The following is a 17,562-nucleotide window of genomic DNA, read 5'->3' on the forward strand; positions in this document are numbered from 1 at the left end:
TCAATGACACAGCATCCGCAAGGCCCCCGTTGTGTAGCGGCCTAGCACGCCGCCCTCTCAAGGCGGTAGCGCCGGTTCGAATCCGGTCGGGGGTACAGATCCTTCCCGCGGGGACAGATCGGGTCGCACCCACTGTTTCTGATGCAGGATCGCTAGGGCCCCCGTTGTGTAGCGGCCTAGCACGCCGCCCTCTCAAGGCGGTAGCGCCGGTTCGAATCCGGTCGGGGGTACTGTAGGTCATAGACTTGGTCTAGACCACATTGGGCTATGGTGTAATTGGCAGCACGACGGTTTCTGGTTCCGTTAGTTTAGGTTCGAGTCCTGGTAGCCCAGCGCAGTATCGATTTTGTGACTCCGTCACGTGGCACGTGGCGGCGCGAGATCCTCGCCCCCGTTGTGTAGCGGCCTAGCACGCCGCCCTCTCAAGGCGGTAGCGCCGGTTCGAATCCGGTCGGGGGTACAAGAACGACAGAGGGCCTTCCCGTGAGGGAGGGCCCTTTCGTCATTCCCGCGGTGCCTTCGGCCCGTAACGCCGGCCGGACTCCTCGGCCTGTGCCATGCGGCGCAGGCTCAGCAGGACCGGCTCGTAGAGCACGGTGAGCGCGACCGCCGCCTCCAGCTGCTCGTCCGGCGACTCGTACCGCTCGATCAAGTCCAGGTCCGCCACGGCCAGTTGCCGCCCCGCGTCCGCGTACGGCGCCAAGTCCGCCACGCCGCACGGGTATCCGAGCCGGGCCAGGGTGCCCACGGCGGTCACCAGCATCCGATAGGCCGGCGACTCCGCTCCGTACCCCTGGGCGTTCCGCCAGCCGAGGCGCTCCAGCAGAGCGTCCACCGTCCGGCCCGCCGCCTCCTGGAGCGAGTCGTCCGCGGGGGACTCCGGGCCGTGCGGCAGAGCCCAGACCGCCGTCCCCAGACGGGAGTTGTGGTCCAGCGAGTCGTCCTCCAGCGCGGTGAGCACCTCGCGCGCCGACGCGATCGGCACCCGGCCCACCTGGACAAGCGCCCGCACGAGCCGCAACCGCTGGAGGTGCGCGTCGTCGTACTCGGCCTGCGTCGCCGTCACGCGCCGGCCCGGCGGGAGCAGCCCCTCGCGCAGGTAGTACTTGATCGTGGCCGTGGGGACCCCGCTGCGCCGGCTCAGTTCCGCCAGTCTCATTCGGTTCGTGCCTCCTCTTGCGCCCTCTTGCGCTCCTCTTTGGAGAGTGACACTATCCAAGCATGGATAGCGGAACTATCCAATGTTGTGCCAGGCTCCAGCAGGGAGGAACGGCCATGAGCGACAAGCCGATCGAAGGGCGCATGACCGCCGAGAGGGAAGAAGGCGTCGTCATCTTCCACATCGGGATGCGCATCAACAGCTTCCGCGCGGTCCGCAGCTGGTTGCCCGTCTTCCGCGCGATGCCGCGCATGCTCAAGGAGCTGTCGAAGGACCGGGAGAGCGGGCTGCTGGGCTACCAACTCCTCCTCGGCTCCCCGCGCGTGCTGTGCGTGGTCCAGTACTGGGAGTCGCAGGAGAAGCTGCTTGCCTACTCGGCGGCCCCGGACAAGGTGCACCGGCCCGAGTGGACGGCCTTCAACCGCCGCCTCAAGCAGGGCAGGGGGAAGGTCGGCTTCTGGCACGAGACATACGTGGTGCCGGCCGGCGCCCATGAGGCGGTGTACGTGAACATGCCGCCGTTCGGCCTGGCCGCGGCCACCGGTGTGATCCCGGTCGGCCGTCGCGGGGAGCGGGCCGCCGACCGCCTGAAGGCGGTCTGACGCCCACCGGCCGAAGGTCAGGGCACGGAAAGGCCGAAGGCCGGGGCAGAGAAAAGCGCCGGAAGAAGCTGCCGCGGCGTTGGGGCAGCTCCTTCCGGCGCTGTGCGTGGATCGACGCTCCCGGCGCCGTGGGCGTCAGCCGCCGGAGCGGCGCAGGGCCTCGGAGAGGCGGCCCGCCGCGTCGATGACCGCCTGCGCGTGCATGCGGCCCGGGTGGCGGGTCAGGCGCTCGATCGGTCCGGAGACCGAGACGGCGGCGACCACGCGGTTGGAGGGGCCCCGCACGGGCGCGGAGACGGAGGCGACGCCCGGCTCGCGCTCGCCGATCGACTGGGCCCAGCCCCGGCGGCGTACGCCCGAGAGGGCCGTGGCCGTGAAGCGGGCGCCCTGGAGGCCGCGGTGCAGGCGCTCCGGCTCCTCCCAGGCCATCAGGATCTGCGCCGACGAGCCCGCCTTCATCGTGAGCGTCGAGCCCACCGGGACGGTGTCGCGCAGGCCCGAGAGGCGCTCCGCCGCGGCCACGCAGATGCGCATGTCGCCCTGGCGGCGGTAGAGCTGCGCGCTCTCGCCCGTGACGTCGCGCAGATGGGTCAGGACGGGGCCCGCCGTGGCCAGCAGGCGGTCCTCGCCGGCCGCCGCCGCGAGCTCCGACAGGCGCGGGCCGAGGATGAAACGGCCCTGCATGTCCCGCGCCACCATCCGGTGGTGTTCCAGGGCCACGGCCAGTCGGTGGGCCGTGGGTCGTGCGAGCCCGGTGGCCGCGACCAAGCCCGCGAGGGTGGCCGGACCGGACTCCAGGGCGCTCAGGACAAGGGCCGCCTTGTCGAGAACGCCTACGCCGCTAGAGTTGTCCATGCGTCGATACTCGCGTCTCACTCTGTGAAACGCAAGTTCAATTTTCCGGCGAACGCGCCACTCTGTACGAGCGATCCGCGGACCAACGGATCGGCGGTCGACGCGCGGCACGAGGGGTACGCGCGTCGGCGAACGGATTCTCTAGTTGGGCCGGCGAAGCGGCCGGTCGGAGGGAAAGCGATGGGTAGGACACTCGCGGAGAAGGTCTGGGACGACCATGTCGTCCGGCGCGCCGAGGGCGAGCCCGACCTCCTCTTCATCGATCTGCACCTGCTGCACGAGGTGACCAGCCCCCAGGCCTTCGACGGTCTCCGGCAGGCCGGCCGGCAGGTGCGGCGGCTCGACCTCACCATCGCGACCGAGGATCACAACACCCCGACCCTCGACATCGACAAGCCCATCGCCGACCCGGTCTCACGGGCGCAGCTGGAGACGCTGCGCAAGAACTGCGCCGAGTTCGGCGTGCGCCTGCACCCCCTGGGCGACGTCGAGCAGGGCGTCGTCCACGTGGTGGGCCCGCAGCTCGGCCTGACCCAGCCCGGCACCACGGTGGTCTGCGGCGACTCGCACACCTCCACCCACGGCGCCTTCGGCGCGCTGGCGTTCGGCATCGGCACCTCCCAGGTCGAGCACGTCCTCGCCACCCAGACGCTGCCCATGGCACCGCCGAAGACCATGGCCATCACCGTCGACGGCGAACTGCCCGACGACGTCACGGCCAAGGACCTGATCCTCGCGATCATCGCGCAGATCGGCACCGGCGGCGGCCAGGGCTACGTCCTGGAGTACCGCGGCTCCGCCATCGAGAAGCTCTCGATGGAGGCCCGCATGACCATCTGCAACATGTCCATCGAGGCGGGCGCCCGCGCCGGGATGATCGCCCCGGACAAGACGACCTTCGACTACATCGAGGGCCGCGCCCACGCCCCGCAGGGCGAGGACTGGGACGCCGCGGTGGCGTACTGGAAGACCCTGAAGACCGACGACGACGCGGTCTTCGACGCCGAGGTCTACATCGACGCCGCCTCGCTGGCCCCGTTCGTGACCTGGGGCACCAACCCCGGCCAGGGAGCGCCCCTTTCGGCGAACGTCCCCGACCCCGCTTCGTACGAAGACGCTTCGGAGCGCTACGCCGCCGAAAAGGCCCTTGAGTACATGGGGTTGGCGGCCGGGCAGCCGCTGCGCGACATCAAGGTCGACACCGTCTTCGTAGGCTCCTGCACCAACGGACGCATCGAGGACCTGCGCGCGGCCGCCGCCGTCGTCGAGGGCCGCAAAGTCGCCGACGGCGTACGGATGCTGGTCGTCCCCGGCTCGGTCAGGGTCGCCCTGCAGGCCGTCGAGGAGGGCCTGGACAAGGTCTTCACCGCCGCCGGAGCCGAATGGCGGCACGCGGGATGCTCGATGTGCCTGGGCATGAACCCCGACCAACTCGCTCCCGGCGAGCGCTCGGCCTCCACGTCGAACCGCAACTTCGAGGGCAGGCAGGGCAAGGGCGGCCGTACCCACCTGGTCTCCCCGCAGGTCGCCGCCGCCACCGCGGTCACCGGCCACCTGGCCTCGCCCGCCGACCTGTCCGACGCCCCCGTGACCGCCGGAGTCTGAGAACCATGGAAGCATTCACCACGCACACCGGCCGGGCCGTTCCGCTGCGCCGCAGCAACGTCGACACCGACCAGATCATCCCCGCCCACTGGCTGAAGAAGGTCACCAGGGACGGCTTCGAGGACGGGCTCTTCGAGGCCTGGCGCAAGGACCCGGAGTTCGTGCTCAACCGGCCCGAGCGCCAGGGCGCCACCGTCCTGGTGGCAGGACCCGACTTCGGCACCGGATCCTCCCGCGAGCACGCGGTCTGGGCGCTGCAGAACTTCGGCTTCAAGGCGGTCATCTCCTCCCGCTTCGCCGACATCTTCCGCGGCAACTCGCTGAAGAACGGCCTGCTCACCGTGGTGCTCGACCAGCAGGTCGTGGACGCGCTCTGGGAGCTGACGGAGCGCGACCCGCAGGCCGAGGTCACCGTTGACCTGCGGGATCGCCAAGTGCGCGCGCAGGGCGTCACCGCCGACTTCGAACTCGACGAGAACGCCCGCTGGCGGCTCCTGAACGGTCTGGACGACATCAGCATCACGCTGCAGAACGAGCCGGACATCGCCGCGTACGAGACGGGACGGCCCTCGTACAAGCCGCGGACCGTGCGGGTCTGACACCCCGCAACACCCCGCGACACCCCGCAGGATCCGGCAACACCCCGACGTACCCCCAATCGTGAACGGTTGGGGGTACGTCTGCGTGCGCCCTCTTCGGGGTACCCGATGGCCTGAACGGGTGGTCTCAACTCCCTTGGCCGGGAAGGAAGAAGAGGCTGGAAATCCCCTTGTACTCAGCAGGACGGGGTACCCTCAGGAGGGCGGCGGACGGCGGCAGTTACCCCCTGCGGAGGCGACAACTCGCCCCAGATGGCACAATCGGTGCATGGGACGTGACAGCCAACTCGAGCTCTACGGGCTCGTCGCGGACCAACTGAAGGAAGCGCACTCACGAGTGCGCGCACTGCAAGTCCCGGAGGGCGTACGGATGGCGCTGACCCGGAAGCTGCTGGTCATTACGGCCGCGGCCAAACACGATCTCGCCGATGCGGCAAGGCGTCTGGAGCGATTGATGGCGTCCCTCGACGAAGCGGACGAGGGCCGATTCCCCCAAGACGGCTGAGCGGCAGCCTCAACGGGCCTTCGCGGAACTCCGAGATGGGCCACTTCGTTGCGGCACAAGGGTGATTAGCCCGTTTCGTGTTTGATTTGCGGTATATATCTGCCTAACGTGCGAAAAAGCCGGAGTATTTCGCTCCCGGCAATGTCTCCGAAGGGGAAGACGTGAACAAGGCGCAGCTCGTAGAAGCGATTGCCGACAAGGTGGGGGGCCGTCAGCAGGCCGCCGACGCCGTCGACGCGGTCCTGGACGCCGTCGTCCGTGCCGTTGTCAGCGGGGACCGTGTTTCGGTCACCGGGTTCGGCTCGTTCGAGAAGGTCGACCGCCCGGCCCGTTACGCCCGCAACCCGCAGACCGGGGAGCGCGTGCGGGTCAAGAAGACCTCGGTTCCGCGTTTCCGCGCCGGTCAGGGCTTCAAGGACCTGGTGAGCGGCTCGAAGAAGCTCCCCAAGAACGACGTCGCGGTCAAGAAGGCGCCCAAGGGCAGCCTGTCCGGCGGCGCTTCGGCGACGGTCAAGAAGGCCGCGGCGAAGAAGGCCACCGCCAAGAAGTCCGCCACGAAGGCCACGGCCAAGAAGGCGACGCCGGCGGCGAAGAAGACCACCGCCAAGAAGACCACGGCGACGGCGACGAAGGCCGCGGCGAAGAAGGCCACCGCCAAGAAGTCCGCCACGAAGGCCACGGCCAAGAAGGCCACCCCGGCGGCGGCGAAGAAGACCACCGCCAAGAAGGCCACGCCCGCGGCGAAGAAGGCCACGGCGAAGAAGACCGCGCCCGCCACGAAGGCCACCGCGAAGAAGACCGCGCCCGCCAAGAAGGCCACGACGCGCAAGACGACCGCCAAGAAGACCACGGCCCGCAAGAAGTAGGGGCACGAGGGCACTCACGCGCCGGGCCGGGCTCCCACGGGGGAGCCCGGCCCGCGTCGTGTGTCCGGTCTCTCAAAAAACCTTCACGGCCATGGATCAGAACGTCTGGAGCGTCACCAGCGTGATGCGGCGCGCCTCGCCCGCGCCGTCGACCTCGATCCGCACCCGCTGCCCCGGCCGCAGCAGCCGCAGCCCGCCCGCGTCGAACGCGGGCGCGTCGAAGGGCACAGGGGTGCCGTCGTCGAGCAGCACGCTGCCGCTGCGGGTCTCGGAGTCGTACGTGTACGCGGTGGCCTGCATGGAGAGCAGCGTACTCAGTCGGCGATGAGGAGCCGGGCCGCGGCCGCCGCGGTGCGCGGACCCACGCCGAGTACGAGGGCGGTCCGCAGGTCTTCTCCGGTATCCACGTCCTGGCGCAGGGAATCGACGCCGTCGAGTGGGAGTTCCACGGCTCCGGAAGCCGAGTGCCGGGCCCGCGAGGCCGTTCCGAACTCGGGACGCAATTCACTTCCCGGCGTCGCGCACAGCAGTGTCGTCCCGATTCCGGCGGCGTCCGGCATGAATGCGCGGGGAAATGCGGCGGCGCCGTCCAGGGCCCGCGCCAATTCCATGGGACGCAGCGCGGGCAGATCGGCGTTCAGGGCCGCGACGGGCGCCTTCGGCCGCTCGGCGCGCACGAGGGCCGCCCCGTGCGCCAGGGCGGCGTTCAGGCCGCCTCCCGGGGCGTCGGGCACGACCCGGGCGCCCAGCGCCGCGAGCTCGCGACGCGCCAGGGCGTCGTCCGTGACGACCGCCACATCCCGTACCGCCGGGCACGCCAGCGCGGCGGCCACGGTGTCCTGCGCGAACGCCAGGGCCAGGCCGGGGCGCAGCCCCTCACCGGAGGCGGCAACCAGCCTGCTCTTGGCGCGCGCCAAGGGTTTCAGGGGGATGACCAGGGTCCACTGCACGGGTGCTCCGTCCTTCGCGTCGCGCCCATTGTGACCTGCCGGGCGAACGGGGCGCGGGGGAGCGCGAAGGGGGTGGTGTGCGGTGCTCCCGCACAGGAGCGGTGGCGTGGGACGGGTGGGCGTACGGTGTTCTCGACAGACAGGCAGCCTGGGGCGACACTTGTGCGGCCGACCAGGTTCATGGAGGAAGGTGTCCGAGTGTCCCGCCGTAGAATCGGCTTCTGGTACCGCCTCGCGGCGGTCATTGCAAAACCGCCGCTGGTGGTTCTGTTCAAGCGGGACTGGCGTGGAATGGAACACATTCCGGGCGAGGGGGGATTCATCACCGCGGTGAATCACAACTCCCATATCGACCCGTTCTCGTACGCCCACTTCCAGTACAACACCGGACGGGTGCCGCGTTTCCTGGCAAAGGACGGCCTTTTCAAGCGCGGCTTCGTCGCCAAGGTCATGAAGGGCACGGGGCAGATCCCGGTCTACCGCGAGACGACGAACGCGCTCGACGCCTTCCGGGCCGCGGTCGACGCCATCGAGCGCGGCGAGTGCGTCGCCTTCTACCCCGAGGGCACCCTCACCAGGGACCCCGACATGTGGCCGATGACGGCCAAGTCCGGGGCCGCGCGGGTCGCCCTGAAGACGCAGTGCCCGGTGATCCCCGTCGCGCAGTGGGGCGCCAACCTCGCGCTGGCGCCGTACAGCAAGAAGCCCTCCTTCTTCCCGCGCAAGACCCTCCAGGTGAAGGCGGGGCCGCCCGTCGACCTGTCGCGCTTCTACGGCAAGGAGCCGACGCCCGACGTGCTGCGGGAGGTGACCGAGACCATCATGGCCGCGATCACCGAACTTCTTGAGGAAGTGAGGGGCGAGAAGGCCCCCGAGACGCCGTACGACCCCCGCAGGGCCCGGCTGGAGCAACGACGCAAGGCAGCGGCCCGCGGCGCCGCGCAGGGCACAGCGGACAACACCCCGGAGGACAGCAAGTGACGAACCCCGTGAACTCGGCGGGCCGGGTGAAGGCCGCCGTCTTCGGAACGGGCTCCTGGGGTACGGCCTTCGGCATGGTGCTCGCCGACGCGGGCTGCGACGTCACCCTGTGGGGCCGCCGCGCCGCACTCGTCGACGCCGTCAACTCCACGCGGACCAACCCGGACTACCTCCCCGGCGTCGCACTCCCCGAGAACCTGCGGGCGACCACCGACCCCGCCGAGGCCGCGGCGGACGCCGACTTCACGGTCCTCGCCGTACCGTCGCAGACGCTGCGCGGCAACCTCGCGGAGTGGGCGCCGCTGCTCGCCCCCGAGACCGTCGTCGTCTCTCTCATGAAGGGCGTCGAACTGGGCTCCGCGATGCGGATGAGCGAGGTCGTCGAGGACGTCACCAAGGTGTCCGCCGACCGGATCGCCGTCGTCACGGGCCCCAACCTCGCACGTGAGATCGCCGCGCGGCAGCCCGCCGCCGCCGTCGTCGCCTGCCGGGACGAAGCCGTCGCGCAACGCCTCCAGACGGCCTGCCACACCCCGTACTTCCGCCCGTACACCAACACCGACGTGGTCGGCTGCGAGCTCGGCGGCGCGGTCAAGAACGTCATCGGGCTCGCCGTCGGCATCGCGGACGGCATGGGCCTCGGCGACAACGCCAAGGGCTCGCTCATCACCCGCGGCCTCGCCGAGACGACCCGGCTCGGGCTCGCGATGGGCGCCGACCCGCTGACGTTCTCCGGACTCGCCGGCCTCGGCGACCTGGTGGCGACCTGCTCGTCGCCGCTCTCGCGCAACCACACCTTCGGCACCAACCTCGGCAAGGGCATGACCCTGCAGGAGACCATCGCGGTCACCAAGCAGACCGCCGAGGGCGTCAAGTCCTGCGAATCCGTGCTGGATCTGGCCCGCAGGCACGGCGTCGACATGCCGATCACGGAGACCGTCGTCGGCATCGTGCACGAGGGAACGCCCCCGGTGGTCGCGCTCAAGGACCTCATGTCGCGCAGCGCCAAGCCCGAGCGACGCTGACGGCACGACTGACTACGCACGGGCCAGCGGGTACCCTCAACGCGATATGAGCAGCGAGAACCTCCCCCAGAGCCCTGAGCCGCGCCCCGAGCCGAGCTCTGCGCAGCCGCTCCGCAAGCCGCGCGTGGCCGTCGTGTTCGGCGGCCGCAGCTCGGAGCACGGCATCTCCGTGGTGACGGCAGGCGCCATCCTCGGCGCCATCGACCGCACCAAGTACGACGTCCTGCCGATCGGCATCACCACGGACGGCCGTTGGGCGCTGACCGCCGACGAGCCCGAGCGGATGGCGATCGCCGACCGCAAGATGCCGAACGTCACCGACCTCGCCGACTCCGTGGAGGGCGGCGTCGTCCTCCCGCTCGACCCCGGCAACCGCGAGGTCGTCTACAGCGAGCCCGGCTCCGTGCCCAAGGCGCTCGGCGAGGTCGACGTCGTCTTCCCGATGCTGCACGGCCCCTACGGAGAGGACGGCACCCTCCAGGGACTGCTCGAACTCTCCGGAGTGCCCTACGTCGGCTCGGGCGTCCTCGCCTCGGCCGTCGGCCAGGACAAGGACTACATGAAGCGGGTGTTCGCCTCCTTCGGGCTGAACGTCGGCCCGTACCTGGTGGTCCGGCCCCGCGAGTGGCGGCAGGACGAGGCGGGCGCCCGCAGGCGCATCGCGGACTTCGCGGGCGAGCACGGGTGGCCGCTGTTCATCAAGCCCGCGCGCGCGGGCTCCTCCATCGGCATCACGAAGGTCGAGTCCTTCGACGGCCTCGACGAGGCGATCGCCGAGGCCCGGCGCCACGACCCGAAGATCCTGGTCGAGGCGCTGCTGCGCGGCCGTGAGATCGAGTGCGGCGTCCTGGAGTTCGAGGACGGCCCGCGCGCGAGCGTCCCGGCCGAGATCCCGCCCGTGCAGACGCACGACTACTACGACTTCGAGGCGAAGTACATCGACTCGACGCCCGGGATCGTGCCGGCCCCGCTGACGCCCGAGCAGACCGCCGAGATCCAGCGGCTCGCCGTCGAGGCGTTCGAGGCGGCGTCCTGCGAGGGCCTGGTGCGGGCGGACTTCTTCCTCACCGAGGACGGCCGGTTCGTCATCAACGAGATCAACACGATGCCGGGCTTCACGCCCATCTCGATGTACCCGCAGATGTGGGAGAAGAGCGGCGTCGGCTACGCGGAGCTGGTGGACCGGCTCATCCAGTCGGCCCTCAACCGCTCCACGGGCCTGCGCTAGCGCCGCGGGCGCGGGGCCGCGCGGACCCGGCTCAGGCCGGGGCTCGGATTGGGGCTCAGGCGATGCCCGTGGGGATCGTCTTCTTGATGGGGGAGGCCAGGTCCGTGAGCGGGCCGAGGCCGTCCCCCGTCCGCTCCTTGGGCAGCGTCACTTCCACGTACGCGAGCCGCGCCCCGGTGGTGAAGGTGTACGAGCCGTCGTCCCGCTTCTGCAGGAGCCAGGCGACGCCGTTCACTTTCACGCCGTTCTGCGGGGCGTAGGCGGGGTCGATCATCTCGGGGGGCCGCCGGACACCGCAGCGCAGTATGATCGCCGGGTCTCCCCACCCGGCGGTCAGCTCCGACTTGGGTCCCGGGTCGGTGCGCCCCCGCCCGTCGATCTCCTTCGGAAGCTGTTCGTGCAGGTCCCGGCAGAGACCGGCGGCTTTCGCGGCCGGCGAAGGAACCACCACCGACGCCTCGTCGTCCGTAGCTGAGCAGGCCACCGCCGTGATCAGCAGGGCGAGAGCGGACGTGCCGGTGAGGCAGCGGCGCCGGAGACGGGGGAAGTTCACCGGGCCAGGGTAGACGGGGGCTACAAGTGCACGACCGGGCAGGTCAGGGTTCGGGTGATGCCGTCCACTTGCTGGACCCTGGCGACCACCATGCGGCCGAGTTCGTCCACCGTGTCCGCCTGGGCGCGCACGATGACATCGTAGGGTCCGGTCACGTCCTCGGCCTGGATCACTCCCGGGATCTTGCCGATCAGCTCGGCGACGGTCGACGCCTTGCCGACCTCTGTTTGGATCAGGATGTACGCCTGTACCACGGAACCTCCAGGGCGGCCACGAGGATCATGTGGGGAGAAGGGACGCCACGGTACCGCGTCGCCGCGCGCCACGGGGAGACCCGGGCGGCCTGTGGCGCGCACATCGTGGTGGGCCGGGCAGCAGAATTGACGGTCATCTCGACCGTACCGACGACAGACACGGCTCGCGACCGGGGGCCGGGCAGCGTGAAAGGGCATGGTGAGACTCGGTGAAGGGATCCGTGGGCGAGTTGGGGGAGTTCGGGCTCATCAGAGAGCTCACCTCGCGGCTCACCTCCACTCCGGCCGTACGGCTCGGCCCCGGCGACGACGCCGCGGTCGTGTCCGCTCCGGACCGCAGGGTCGTGGCGAGCACCGACATCCTCCTGGAGGGCCGGCACTTCCGCCGGGACTGGTCCACCGCGTACGACGTGGGCCGCAAGGCCGCCGCGCAGAACCTCGCCGACATCGCGGCCATGGGCGCCGTGCCGACCGCGCTCCTCCTCGGCCTGGTCGTGCCCGCCGAGCTCCCCGCGAGCTGGCCCGCCGAGCTGATGGACGGCATCAGGGACGAGTGCCAGGTAGCGGGCGCGGCCGTCGTGGGCGGCGACGTCGTACGCGGCGACACGATCACCGTCGCGATCACCGCGCTCGGCGACCTGCGCAACCACGAGCCCGTCACGCGTGCGGGCGCGCAGCCCGGCGACGTCGTCGCCGTGACGGGCTGGCTCGGCTGGTCCGCGGCCGGGCACGCGGTGCTCTCCCGCGGCTTCCGCTCACCGCGCGCCTTCGTGGAGGCCCACCGCAGGCCCGAGCCGCCCTACCACGCGGGACCCGCGGCGGCCGGCCTCGGCGCGACCTCCATGACGGACGTCAGCGACGGCCTGATCGCCGACCTCGGGCACATCGCCGAGTCCAGCAAGGTACGCATCGACGTCCGCTCCGGAGACGTCGACGTGCCCACGCAGATGAACGACATCGGCCAGGCCGTCGGCGTCGACCCGCTGCAGTGGGTGCTCAACGGCGGCGAGGACCACGCGATCGTGGCGACCTTCCCGCCCGACGTGAAGCTGCCCGCCCGCTGGAAGGTCATCGGCGAGGTTCTCAACCCCTCGGCGCTGCCCCAGGTGACCGTCGACGGCGCGCCCTGGGCCGGCAAGGGCTGGGACCACTTCGGGGACGACGGGGACGCCGAGTGACCGCCCCGCCGCGGGTCCTCACCGTCGCCGGATCCGACTCCGGCGGCGGCGCGGGCATCCAGGCCGACCTGAAGACGATGCTCGCCCTCGGGGCCCACGGCATGAGCGTCATCACGGCCGTCACCGCGCAGAACTCCCTGGGCGTGCAGGGGGCCTGGGAGCTCCCGGTCGACGCGGTGCGGGCGCAGTACCGCAGCGTCGTCGACGACATCGGCGTGCAGGCCGTGAAGACCGGCATGCTCGCGTCGGCGGAACTGGTCGAGGCGGTCGCCGAGTTGCTCGCGGGCACGGATGCCCCGACGGTCGTCGACCCGGTCGGCGTCTCCAAGCACGGCGACCCGCTGCTCGCCGCCTCCGCGCTCGACTCGGTACGCACCAGGCTGCTGCCGGCCGCCACGGTCGCGACGCCCAACCTCGACGAGGTGGCCCAACTCACCGGTGTCGCGGTCGAATCAGAGGACGGCCTGCGGCGCGCGGCGGCCGCCGTCCTCGCGTACGGACCGAAGTGGGTGCTCATCAAGGGCGGCCATCTCAGCGGCGACGCCGTCGACCTCCTCACCGACGGCTCCGAGGAGCACGTCCTGCGCGCGCCGCGCCACGACAACCGGCACACGCACGGCACGGGCTGCACCCTCGCCAGCGCGATAGCGTCGCGCCTCGCGATGGGGGACGGCGTCCCGGAGGCCGTGCTGGCCGCCAAGGAGTACGTCACCGGGGCGATCGCCGCCGGATTCGCGCTCGGCGGCGGGATAGGCCCGGTGGATCACGGTTGGCGGTTCAGGGAGGTGTAGTCCTGGTCGGCGCGGTACTGGTCGGCGCGGTCCTGGTTCGCGTAGTCCTTGAGGACGAGGTCGCTCGCGGTCCTTTCCGTCAGCCTCTTGAAGAGGCCCGCGAGCAGGCGTGAGCCGAGCACGCGGTACGCCCGGTCGCGGCTGCGGATCTTCCTCTCGGTCGCCGGGGCGAGGAAGGCACCGGCGTTGGCCGAGGACTTCTGGCAGCCCCTGGCGTAGGCGAGGATCTCCGCCTCGTACGCGGCGAAGCCGGCCCGGTGGTCGCCCCGCGCCGCCGCGAGCTCACCGGCCAGGACGTACGCGGAGACCAGCGCGGTGCCCGTCCCCATGCCGCCCATCGTCGCGCCGCACCCGGCGTCGCCGAGCAGCACCACACGACCGCGGTGGAGCCGGTCGAGGTGGATCTGCGCGATGGCGTCGAAGTACAGGTCCTCGGCGTTCTCAAGGCCTTCCAGGGCCGTGGCGGCGTGCCGGTAGGCCAGGCCCGCGTACCGGTCCGCGATGAGCTTCTTCTGCTGCGCGGTGTCGTGCCGGTCGTAGTCGAGCCGGTCGGACCTGAAGAACAGGGCCGCGCCCGCCCTGGCGGGATCGCCGTCGTAGTTGTTGAGCATCAGGGTGCGGCCCGGCTCGCTGTAGATGCGGGCGGTGCGGTCGAGGCCGAGGTGGTTGGGGACGCCGAAGCACGCCACGTAGTAGCCGAGGAACCGCAGGTGGCGCGACTCGTCGCCGAAGACCAGACGGCGGGTGTGGGAGTGCAACCCGTCGGCGCCGACGACGATGTCGAAGCGGCGCGGAGCACCGCGGTCGAAGGTCACGTCGACGCCTTCGGAGTCCTCGGTCAGCGAGGCGACGGAGTCCCCGAAGACGTACTCCACCCGGTCCTCGGTGCGCTCGAAGAGGATCTTGGACAGATCGCCGCGGAAGATCTCCACGTCGCCGCTCATGAAGAAGGCGGGCAGATCGAACCGCTCCTTGTCGTCGGCCTCCACGACGATCTGGCGGCCCATGTGCGTCTGGCGGCGGTGGACCTCGTCCCAGATGCCCATGCGGCGCAGCACGGTGCGGTGCGTCTCGCCCCGGAAGTCGACGGCGAAGCCGCCCTCGCGCAGGGCGGGCGCCTTCTCCAGGACGGTGACGCGGGCCCCGTAGCGGGCCAGCCAGAGGGCGAGCGCGGGGCCCGCGACGCTGGCGCCGGAGATCAGGACGTCGAGGTGGGAGAGGGGCGTGGGGCTCGGATTGGGGTCTGCGTTCCGGTTCGTCATGCCGGGAAGCATCGGGGCAGCCGCTGACCGCCCGCCTACCGTTCCCTGACCGCCGCCGACCGCAGGCGCCGCCCCTGCCCGAAGGCCTTGTCGTACGCCCCCGGGGAGAGCCGCGCGCGAGCCGCCTCCTCGACCCGTACGACGTCGGGATCACCGGCGATCGACAGGCCGCGCAGGCCGTGCGCGGCGCCGAGCAGCCGGGCCGCGTCCTCGGGGGACGCCGCGACGGCCGCCAACGCCTCGGCCACCTCGGCCAGTTCACCGGCGTCCGAGACCCGCGCACCGAGGCGCGTAGAGGGCTCCGCCCCGCAGGACAGCGCCCGGGCCTGCTCGAACCAGTCGGCGGCCTCCTCCGTGCGCGACTCGGCGAGCGCGGCGCGGCCGAGGCCGATCAGGATCCGTACGCTCTGCCCGAGGCTGAACCAGTTGGCGGCGCACTCCTGAAGAGCCGCCGCATAGTGCTCACGCGCGCGTGCCGGGTCGCCGGACAGCCGGGCCACGTCCCCTAGCCCGCGCCGCGCGGCCGCCACCTTGTCGGGGACGCCGACCGTGCGGGCGAGCGCGGCGGAGTGCGCGTACTGGGCGGCGGCCCCCTCGAGATCGCCGCGGTGCAGCAGGACGGTGGCGCGCCGGTGCAGCAGGTCCGCGGCCTCCTCGGGCGCCGCCAACTCCGCCACGTGCACCAGGCCTTCGTCGAGCAGCTCCAGGGCACGCTCCCGCTCACCGCGCCAGTCGGCGAACATGCCCAACGGGTCCAGGCAGTTGGCCATGCCCCAACGGTCACCCGTGATCCGAAAGCCCTCCAATGCCCGCGTGAAGGCCGCCTCGGCTGCTTCGGCGCGGCCCGCGAACAGCTCCTGGAAACCCTCCCCGAGGCCGAGGAGAGCCACTCCCCAGGGATGGCCGTCGACCTGCTCCCGCGCCTCGTCCCGCATGGCGCGTGCTGGACCGCCCGCGATCGACCAGAGCACCACCATGTGGGGCAGCCTCAGCGGACCGGGAAGAGCGGCGAACAGGCTGTCCGCGCGCGCGAGGCGGTCCGGTTCGGCCGGGTCGTCGCCGTCCCCCGCGATCGTGTTGATCAGACAGAGGACGTACTCCTCGTACAGGCCTGCCGGCGGCTGCGGGCCCACCGCCTCCAGCAGGTCGACGGCGAGCTCCGTCCGCTCCCCGTAGCGGCCGCGCAGCCGCCAGAACCAGGAGAGCGCGGCCATCATCCGCAGCCCGTCGTGCGGCGCGGTGCGGGTCAGGTGGCGCAGCGCCGCGTCCACATTCATTCGCTCGGCGTCGAGCGCCGCGAGCCAGGGCAGCTGCTCGCCGCCGCGCAGCCGGGGCTCGGCCGCCTCGGCCAGCCGCAGGAAGTACTGGGCGTGCGCGGCCCGCAGGCGACTCTCCTCACCCGCCCCCGCCAGCTGCTCGGCGCAGAAGGCGTGGATGGTCCGCAGCATGCCGTAGCGCCCGTCGGTCACGCCGAGGAACGACTTCTCCACGAGGGAGGCGAGGAGGTCCTCCGGACAGGGGATGCCGCACATGGCCTCCACCGCGTCACAGGTGGCCCCTCCGGAAAACACGGTCAGCCGTCGGGCAAGCTCCTGCTCCTCGTCGTCGAGCAGCTCCCAGCTCCACTCCACGACCGCGTGCAGGGTGCGGTGCCGGGGCGCCTTCGTCCGGTCCCCGCGCGAGAGCAGCCGGAAGCGGTCGCCGAGGCGGGCCGCCAGCTCGTCCAGGGTGAGGGTGCGCAGGCGGGCCGCGGCCAGCTCGATCGCCAGCGGCAGACCGTCGAGCGCCGCGCATATCCCGTCGGTCAGGCGCCGGGCGTGCTCGTCTGCCGGGCCCGCGAGGTCCGGCCGCACGGCGGCCGCCCGGTCCGCGAAGAGCAGGGCGGCGGGCCCGGCCCCCAGCGGCGGCACCGGCCACAGGACCTCGCCCGTGATCCCGAGCGCCTCCCTGCCGGTGGCGAGCACCCGCACGCCGGGGCAGGCCCCGAGCAGCAGCCCCGTGACCCGCGCCGCCTCGTCCACGAGGTGCTCGCAGTTGTCCAGGACGAGCAGCAGCTCGCGGCCGTGCAGCGCCGTGAGCAGCCGCTCCGTGGCGTCGCCGCCCTGGCTGTGGAAGCCGTCGCGCACCCCGAGCGCGGTGAGGATCGCGTACGTCACTCCGGAGGCGTCGGCGAGCGGGGCCAGCTCCACGAAGCAGACGTCGGGCAGCGCGCGGGCCGCTTCGATCGCGAGCCGCGTCTTGCCCGCCCCGCCGGGACCCGTGAGGGTCACGAGCCGTGCCTCGGTGAGCAGGGCGCCGATCCGCGTGAGCTCGTCGGCCCGCCCGATTAACCGCGTCAGCTGCGCGGGCACGCCCCGCTGCCGTGCGGGCTCCCGGCCCTGGAGCAGTTCCAGGTGGAGCGCGGACAGCTCGGCGGAGGGATCGGTGCCGAGCTCGTCCGCGAGGACGCGGCGCGCCTCCTCGTAGGCGGCGAGCGCCTCCGCGGGCCTGCCGTCCGCGTGCAGGGCCCGCATCAGCTGGCCGTGCAGCCGCTCGCTCAGGGGGTGGTCGGCGAGCAGCCCGCGGACCTCGGGCACGAGTTCGGCCCCGCCGCCCAGCGCGAGGTCCGCGTCGAGGCGGTCCTGCACGGCGGCCAGGCGTGTCTCCTCCAGGCGAGTGGCGAGGGGAGGGGCGTCCGGCAGCTCGGCGAGGGCGGCCCCACGCCACAGGCCGAGCGCCTCCCGCAGGAGACCCGCGGCCCGCGCGGGGTCCCCGGAGCCGAGGGCCTCGCGTCCCTCACGGGCCAGCCGCTCGAAGCGGTGCAGGTCGACGTCGTCGGGGTGGACGGCGAGGCGGTAGCCGGCGGGGGTGGCTTCGATGGCGAGGCCGAGCCGTTTGCGCAGCCGGGATACCTGGGACTGGAGCGCGTTCGCCGCACCGGCGGGCGGCTCGTCGCCGTAGAGCCCGTCGGCCAGCGCCGCCGGCGACACCGTGCGGCCCGGGTCCAGGAGCAGCAGGGTGAGCAGGGCACGGGGGCGCGGCCCACCGGGGTCCAGTGGGGCGCCGTCGGGGGAGCGTACGTCTAGGGGGCCGAGGATGCCGAAGCGCATCCGGCAGAGTCTGGCAGGCCGCTACGCGCGCGTGGGCGGTCGGACGGCTACGCGCGCGTG

18 protein-coding genes and 4 tRNA genes are annotated in these 17,562 nt (G+C 71.7%); 14 read left to right on the forward strand and 8 right to left on the reverse strand.

What is annotated here, in order from left to right; all coding sequences use genetic code 11:
* Positions 1-22: 22 nt before the first annotated feature.
* From ACFVYR_RS10060 to ACFVYR_RS10075, 4 genes are all read left to right on the forward strand, one after another.
* Positions 23-95: transfer RNA gene (locus tag ACFVYR_RS10060), tRNA-Glu, on the forward strand.
* Positions 96-157: 62 nt separating this feature from the next.
* A tRNA-Glu gene (locus ACFVYR_RS10065) sits at positions 158-230 on the forward strand.
* Positions 231-261: 31 nt separating this feature from the next.
* Positions 262-333 (forward strand) — tRNA-Gln (locus ACFVYR_RS10070).
* A 54-nt stretch (positions 334-387) separates the two neighbouring features.
* A tRNA-Glu gene (locus ACFVYR_RS10075) sits at positions 388-460 on the forward strand.
* Positions 461-502: 42 nt separating this feature from the next.
* On the opposite strand, the gene ACFVYR_RS10080 is transcribed toward ACFVYR_RS10075, so the two are convergent.
* Positions 503-1,159, reverse strand: a complete 657-nt coding sequence (locus ACFVYR_RS10080; RefSeq protein WP_384249919.1) for a MerR family transcriptional regulator — start codon at positions 1,157-1,159, stop codon at positions 503-505.
* Positions 1,160-1,275: 116 nt separating this feature from the next.
* On the opposite strand from ACFVYR_RS10080, the gene ACFVYR_RS10085 reads away from it, so the two are divergent.
* The gene (locus ACFVYR_RS10085; RefSeq protein WP_384249921.1) at positions 1,276-1,761 is read left to right on the forward strand and encodes a DUF4188 domain-containing protein; all 486 of its coding nucleotides are present in this window, start codon (positions 1,276-1,278) and stop codon (positions 1,759-1,761) included.
* Positions 1,762-1,896: 135 nt separating this feature from the next.
* Here the strand turns inward: ACFVYR_RS10085 and ndgR are convergent, their stop codons facing one another.
* Positions 1,897-2,616 (reverse strand): IclR family transcriptional regulator NdgR, encoded by a 720-nt coding sequence (ndgR, locus tag ACFVYR_RS10090; RefSeq protein WP_055564460.1) that lies wholly within the window; start codon positions 2,614-2,616, stop codon positions 1,897-1,899.
* 180 nt (positions 2,617-2,796) lie between these two features.
* Here ndgR and leuC point away from each other — a divergent pair, with 180 nt between their 5' ends.
* The 4 genes from leuC to ACFVYR_RS10110 all read left to right on the forward strand — a co-directional run bounded on the left by leuC (position 2,797) and on the right by ACFVYR_RS10110 (position 6,191).
* Entirely contained in the window at positions 2,797-4,221 is a 1,425-nt protein-coding gene (leuC, locus tag ACFVYR_RS10095) for a 3-isopropylmalate dehydratase large subunit (protein ID WP_384249925.1), read from the forward strand.
* Between the two features lie 5 nt (positions 4,222-4,226).
* The gene (leuD, locus tag ACFVYR_RS10100) at positions 4,227-4,820 is read left to right on the forward strand and encodes a 3-isopropylmalate dehydratase small subunit (RefSeq protein WP_384249927.1); all 594 of its coding nucleotides are present in this window, start codon (positions 4,227-4,229) and stop codon (positions 4,818-4,820) included.
* A 268-nt stretch (positions 4,821-5,088) separates the two neighbouring features.
* A complete protein-coding gene (locus ACFVYR_RS10105; RefSeq protein ID WP_055564463.1) occupies positions 5,089-5,325 on the forward strand; it encodes a hypothetical protein in 237 nt (78 codons plus the stop codon).
* A 161-nt stretch (positions 5,326-5,486) separates the two neighbouring features.
* The gene (locus ACFVYR_RS10110) at positions 5,487-6,191 is read left to right on the forward strand and encodes an HU family DNA-binding protein (protein WP_384249929.1); all 705 of its coding nucleotides are present in this window, start codon (positions 5,487-5,489) and stop codon (positions 6,189-6,191) included.
* A 96-nt stretch (positions 6,192-6,287) separates the two neighbouring features.
* Here ACFVYR_RS10110 and ACFVYR_RS10115 read toward each other — a convergent pair whose 3' ends face one another.
* Positions 6,288-6,491: a hypothetical protein gene (locus ACFVYR_RS10115; RefSeq protein WP_384249933.1), complete on the reverse strand. Its 204-nt coding sequence runs from the start codon at positions 6,489-6,491 to the stop codon at positions 6,288-6,290.
* 14 nt (positions 6,492-6,505) lie between these two features.
* Positions 6,506-7,141, reverse strand: coding sequence for a 2-phospho-L-lactate guanylyltransferase (gene cofC / locus ACFVYR_RS10120; RefSeq protein ID WP_384249935.1), 636 nt, complete (start codon positions 7,139-7,141; stop codon positions 6,506-6,508).
* Positions 7,142-7,339: 198 nt separating this feature from the next.
* On the opposite strand from cofC, the gene ACFVYR_RS10125 reads away from it, so the two are divergent.
* Genes ACFVYR_RS10125 through ACFVYR_RS10135 form a run of 3 tightly spaced genes read left to right on the forward strand, consistent with a single transcriptional unit; the run spans position 7,340 to position 10,375 of the window.
* Positions 7,340-8,122: a lysophospholipid acyltransferase family protein gene (locus ACFVYR_RS10125; protein WP_384249939.1), complete on the forward strand. Its 783-nt coding sequence runs from the start codon at positions 7,340-7,342 to the stop codon at positions 8,120-8,122.
* The gene (locus ACFVYR_RS10130; RefSeq protein WP_384249941.1) at positions 8,119-9,147 is read left to right on the forward strand and encodes an NAD(P)H-dependent glycerol-3-phosphate dehydrogenase; all 1,029 of its coding nucleotides are present in this window, start codon (positions 8,119-8,121) and stop codon (positions 9,145-9,147) included. The genes ACFVYR_RS10125 and ACFVYR_RS10130 overlap by 4 nt, the downstream gene beginning before the upstream one ends.
* 46 nt (positions 9,148-9,193) lie before the next feature.
* The gene (locus ACFVYR_RS10135; RefSeq protein WP_384249944.1) at positions 9,194-10,375 is read left to right on the forward strand and encodes a D-alanine--D-alanine ligase family protein; all 1,182 of its coding nucleotides are present in this window, start codon (positions 9,194-9,196) and stop codon (positions 10,373-10,375) included.
* 55 nt (positions 10,376-10,430) lie between these two features.
* Here ACFVYR_RS10135 and ACFVYR_RS10140 read toward each other — a convergent pair whose 3' ends face one another.
* Both ACFVYR_RS10140 and ACFVYR_RS10145 read right to left on the reverse strand, forming a co-directional pair.
* The gene (locus ACFVYR_RS10140) at positions 10,431-10,928 is read right to left on the reverse strand and encodes a DUF3515 domain-containing protein (RefSeq protein ID WP_384249947.1); all 498 of its coding nucleotides are present in this window, start codon (positions 10,926-10,928) and stop codon (positions 10,431-10,433) included.
* 20 nt (positions 10,929-10,948) lie between these two features.
* Complete coding sequence (locus tag ACFVYR_RS10145; protein WP_055698135.1) at positions 10,949-11,182, reverse strand: Lrp/AsnC family transcriptional regulator; 234 nt, start codon at positions 11,180-11,182, stop codon at positions 10,949-10,951.
* A gap of 209 nt (positions 11,183-11,391) precedes the next feature.
* Between ACFVYR_RS10145 and ACFVYR_RS10150 the strand changes: the two genes are divergently transcribed.
* Complete coding sequence (locus ACFVYR_RS10150) at positions 11,392-12,360, forward strand: thiamine-phosphate kinase (RefSeq protein WP_384249951.1); 969 nt, start codon at positions 11,392-11,394, stop codon at positions 12,358-12,360.
* Positions 12,357-13,151 (forward strand): bifunctional hydroxymethylpyrimidine kinase/phosphomethylpyrimidine kinase, encoded by a 795-nt coding sequence (thiD, locus tag ACFVYR_RS10155; RefSeq protein ID WP_384249953.1) that lies wholly within the window; start codon positions 12,357-12,359, stop codon positions 13,149-13,151. Before ACFVYR_RS10150 ends, thiD begins: the two co-directional genes overlap by 4 nt.
* On the opposite strand, the gene ACFVYR_RS10160 is transcribed toward thiD, so the two are convergent.
* Entirely contained in the window at positions 13,124-14,413 is a 1,290-nt protein-coding gene (locus tag ACFVYR_RS10160; protein WP_384249956.1) for an FAD-dependent monooxygenase, read from the reverse strand. The genes thiD and ACFVYR_RS10160 overlap by 28 nt on opposite strands.
* A gap of 35 nt (positions 14,414-14,448) precedes the next feature.
* Positions 14,449-17,502: a BTAD domain-containing putative transcriptional regulator gene (locus ACFVYR_RS10165; RefSeq protein WP_384249959.1), complete on the reverse strand. Its 3,054-nt coding sequence runs from the start codon at positions 17,500-17,502 to the stop codon at positions 14,449-14,451.
* Positions 17,503-17,562: the final 60 nt, after the last annotated feature.

This window comes from Streptomyces sp. NPDC058284, assembly GCF_042881135.1.
Taxonomy (GTDB): Bacteria; Actinomycetota; Actinomycetes; order Streptomycetales; family Streptomycetaceae; genus Streptomyces.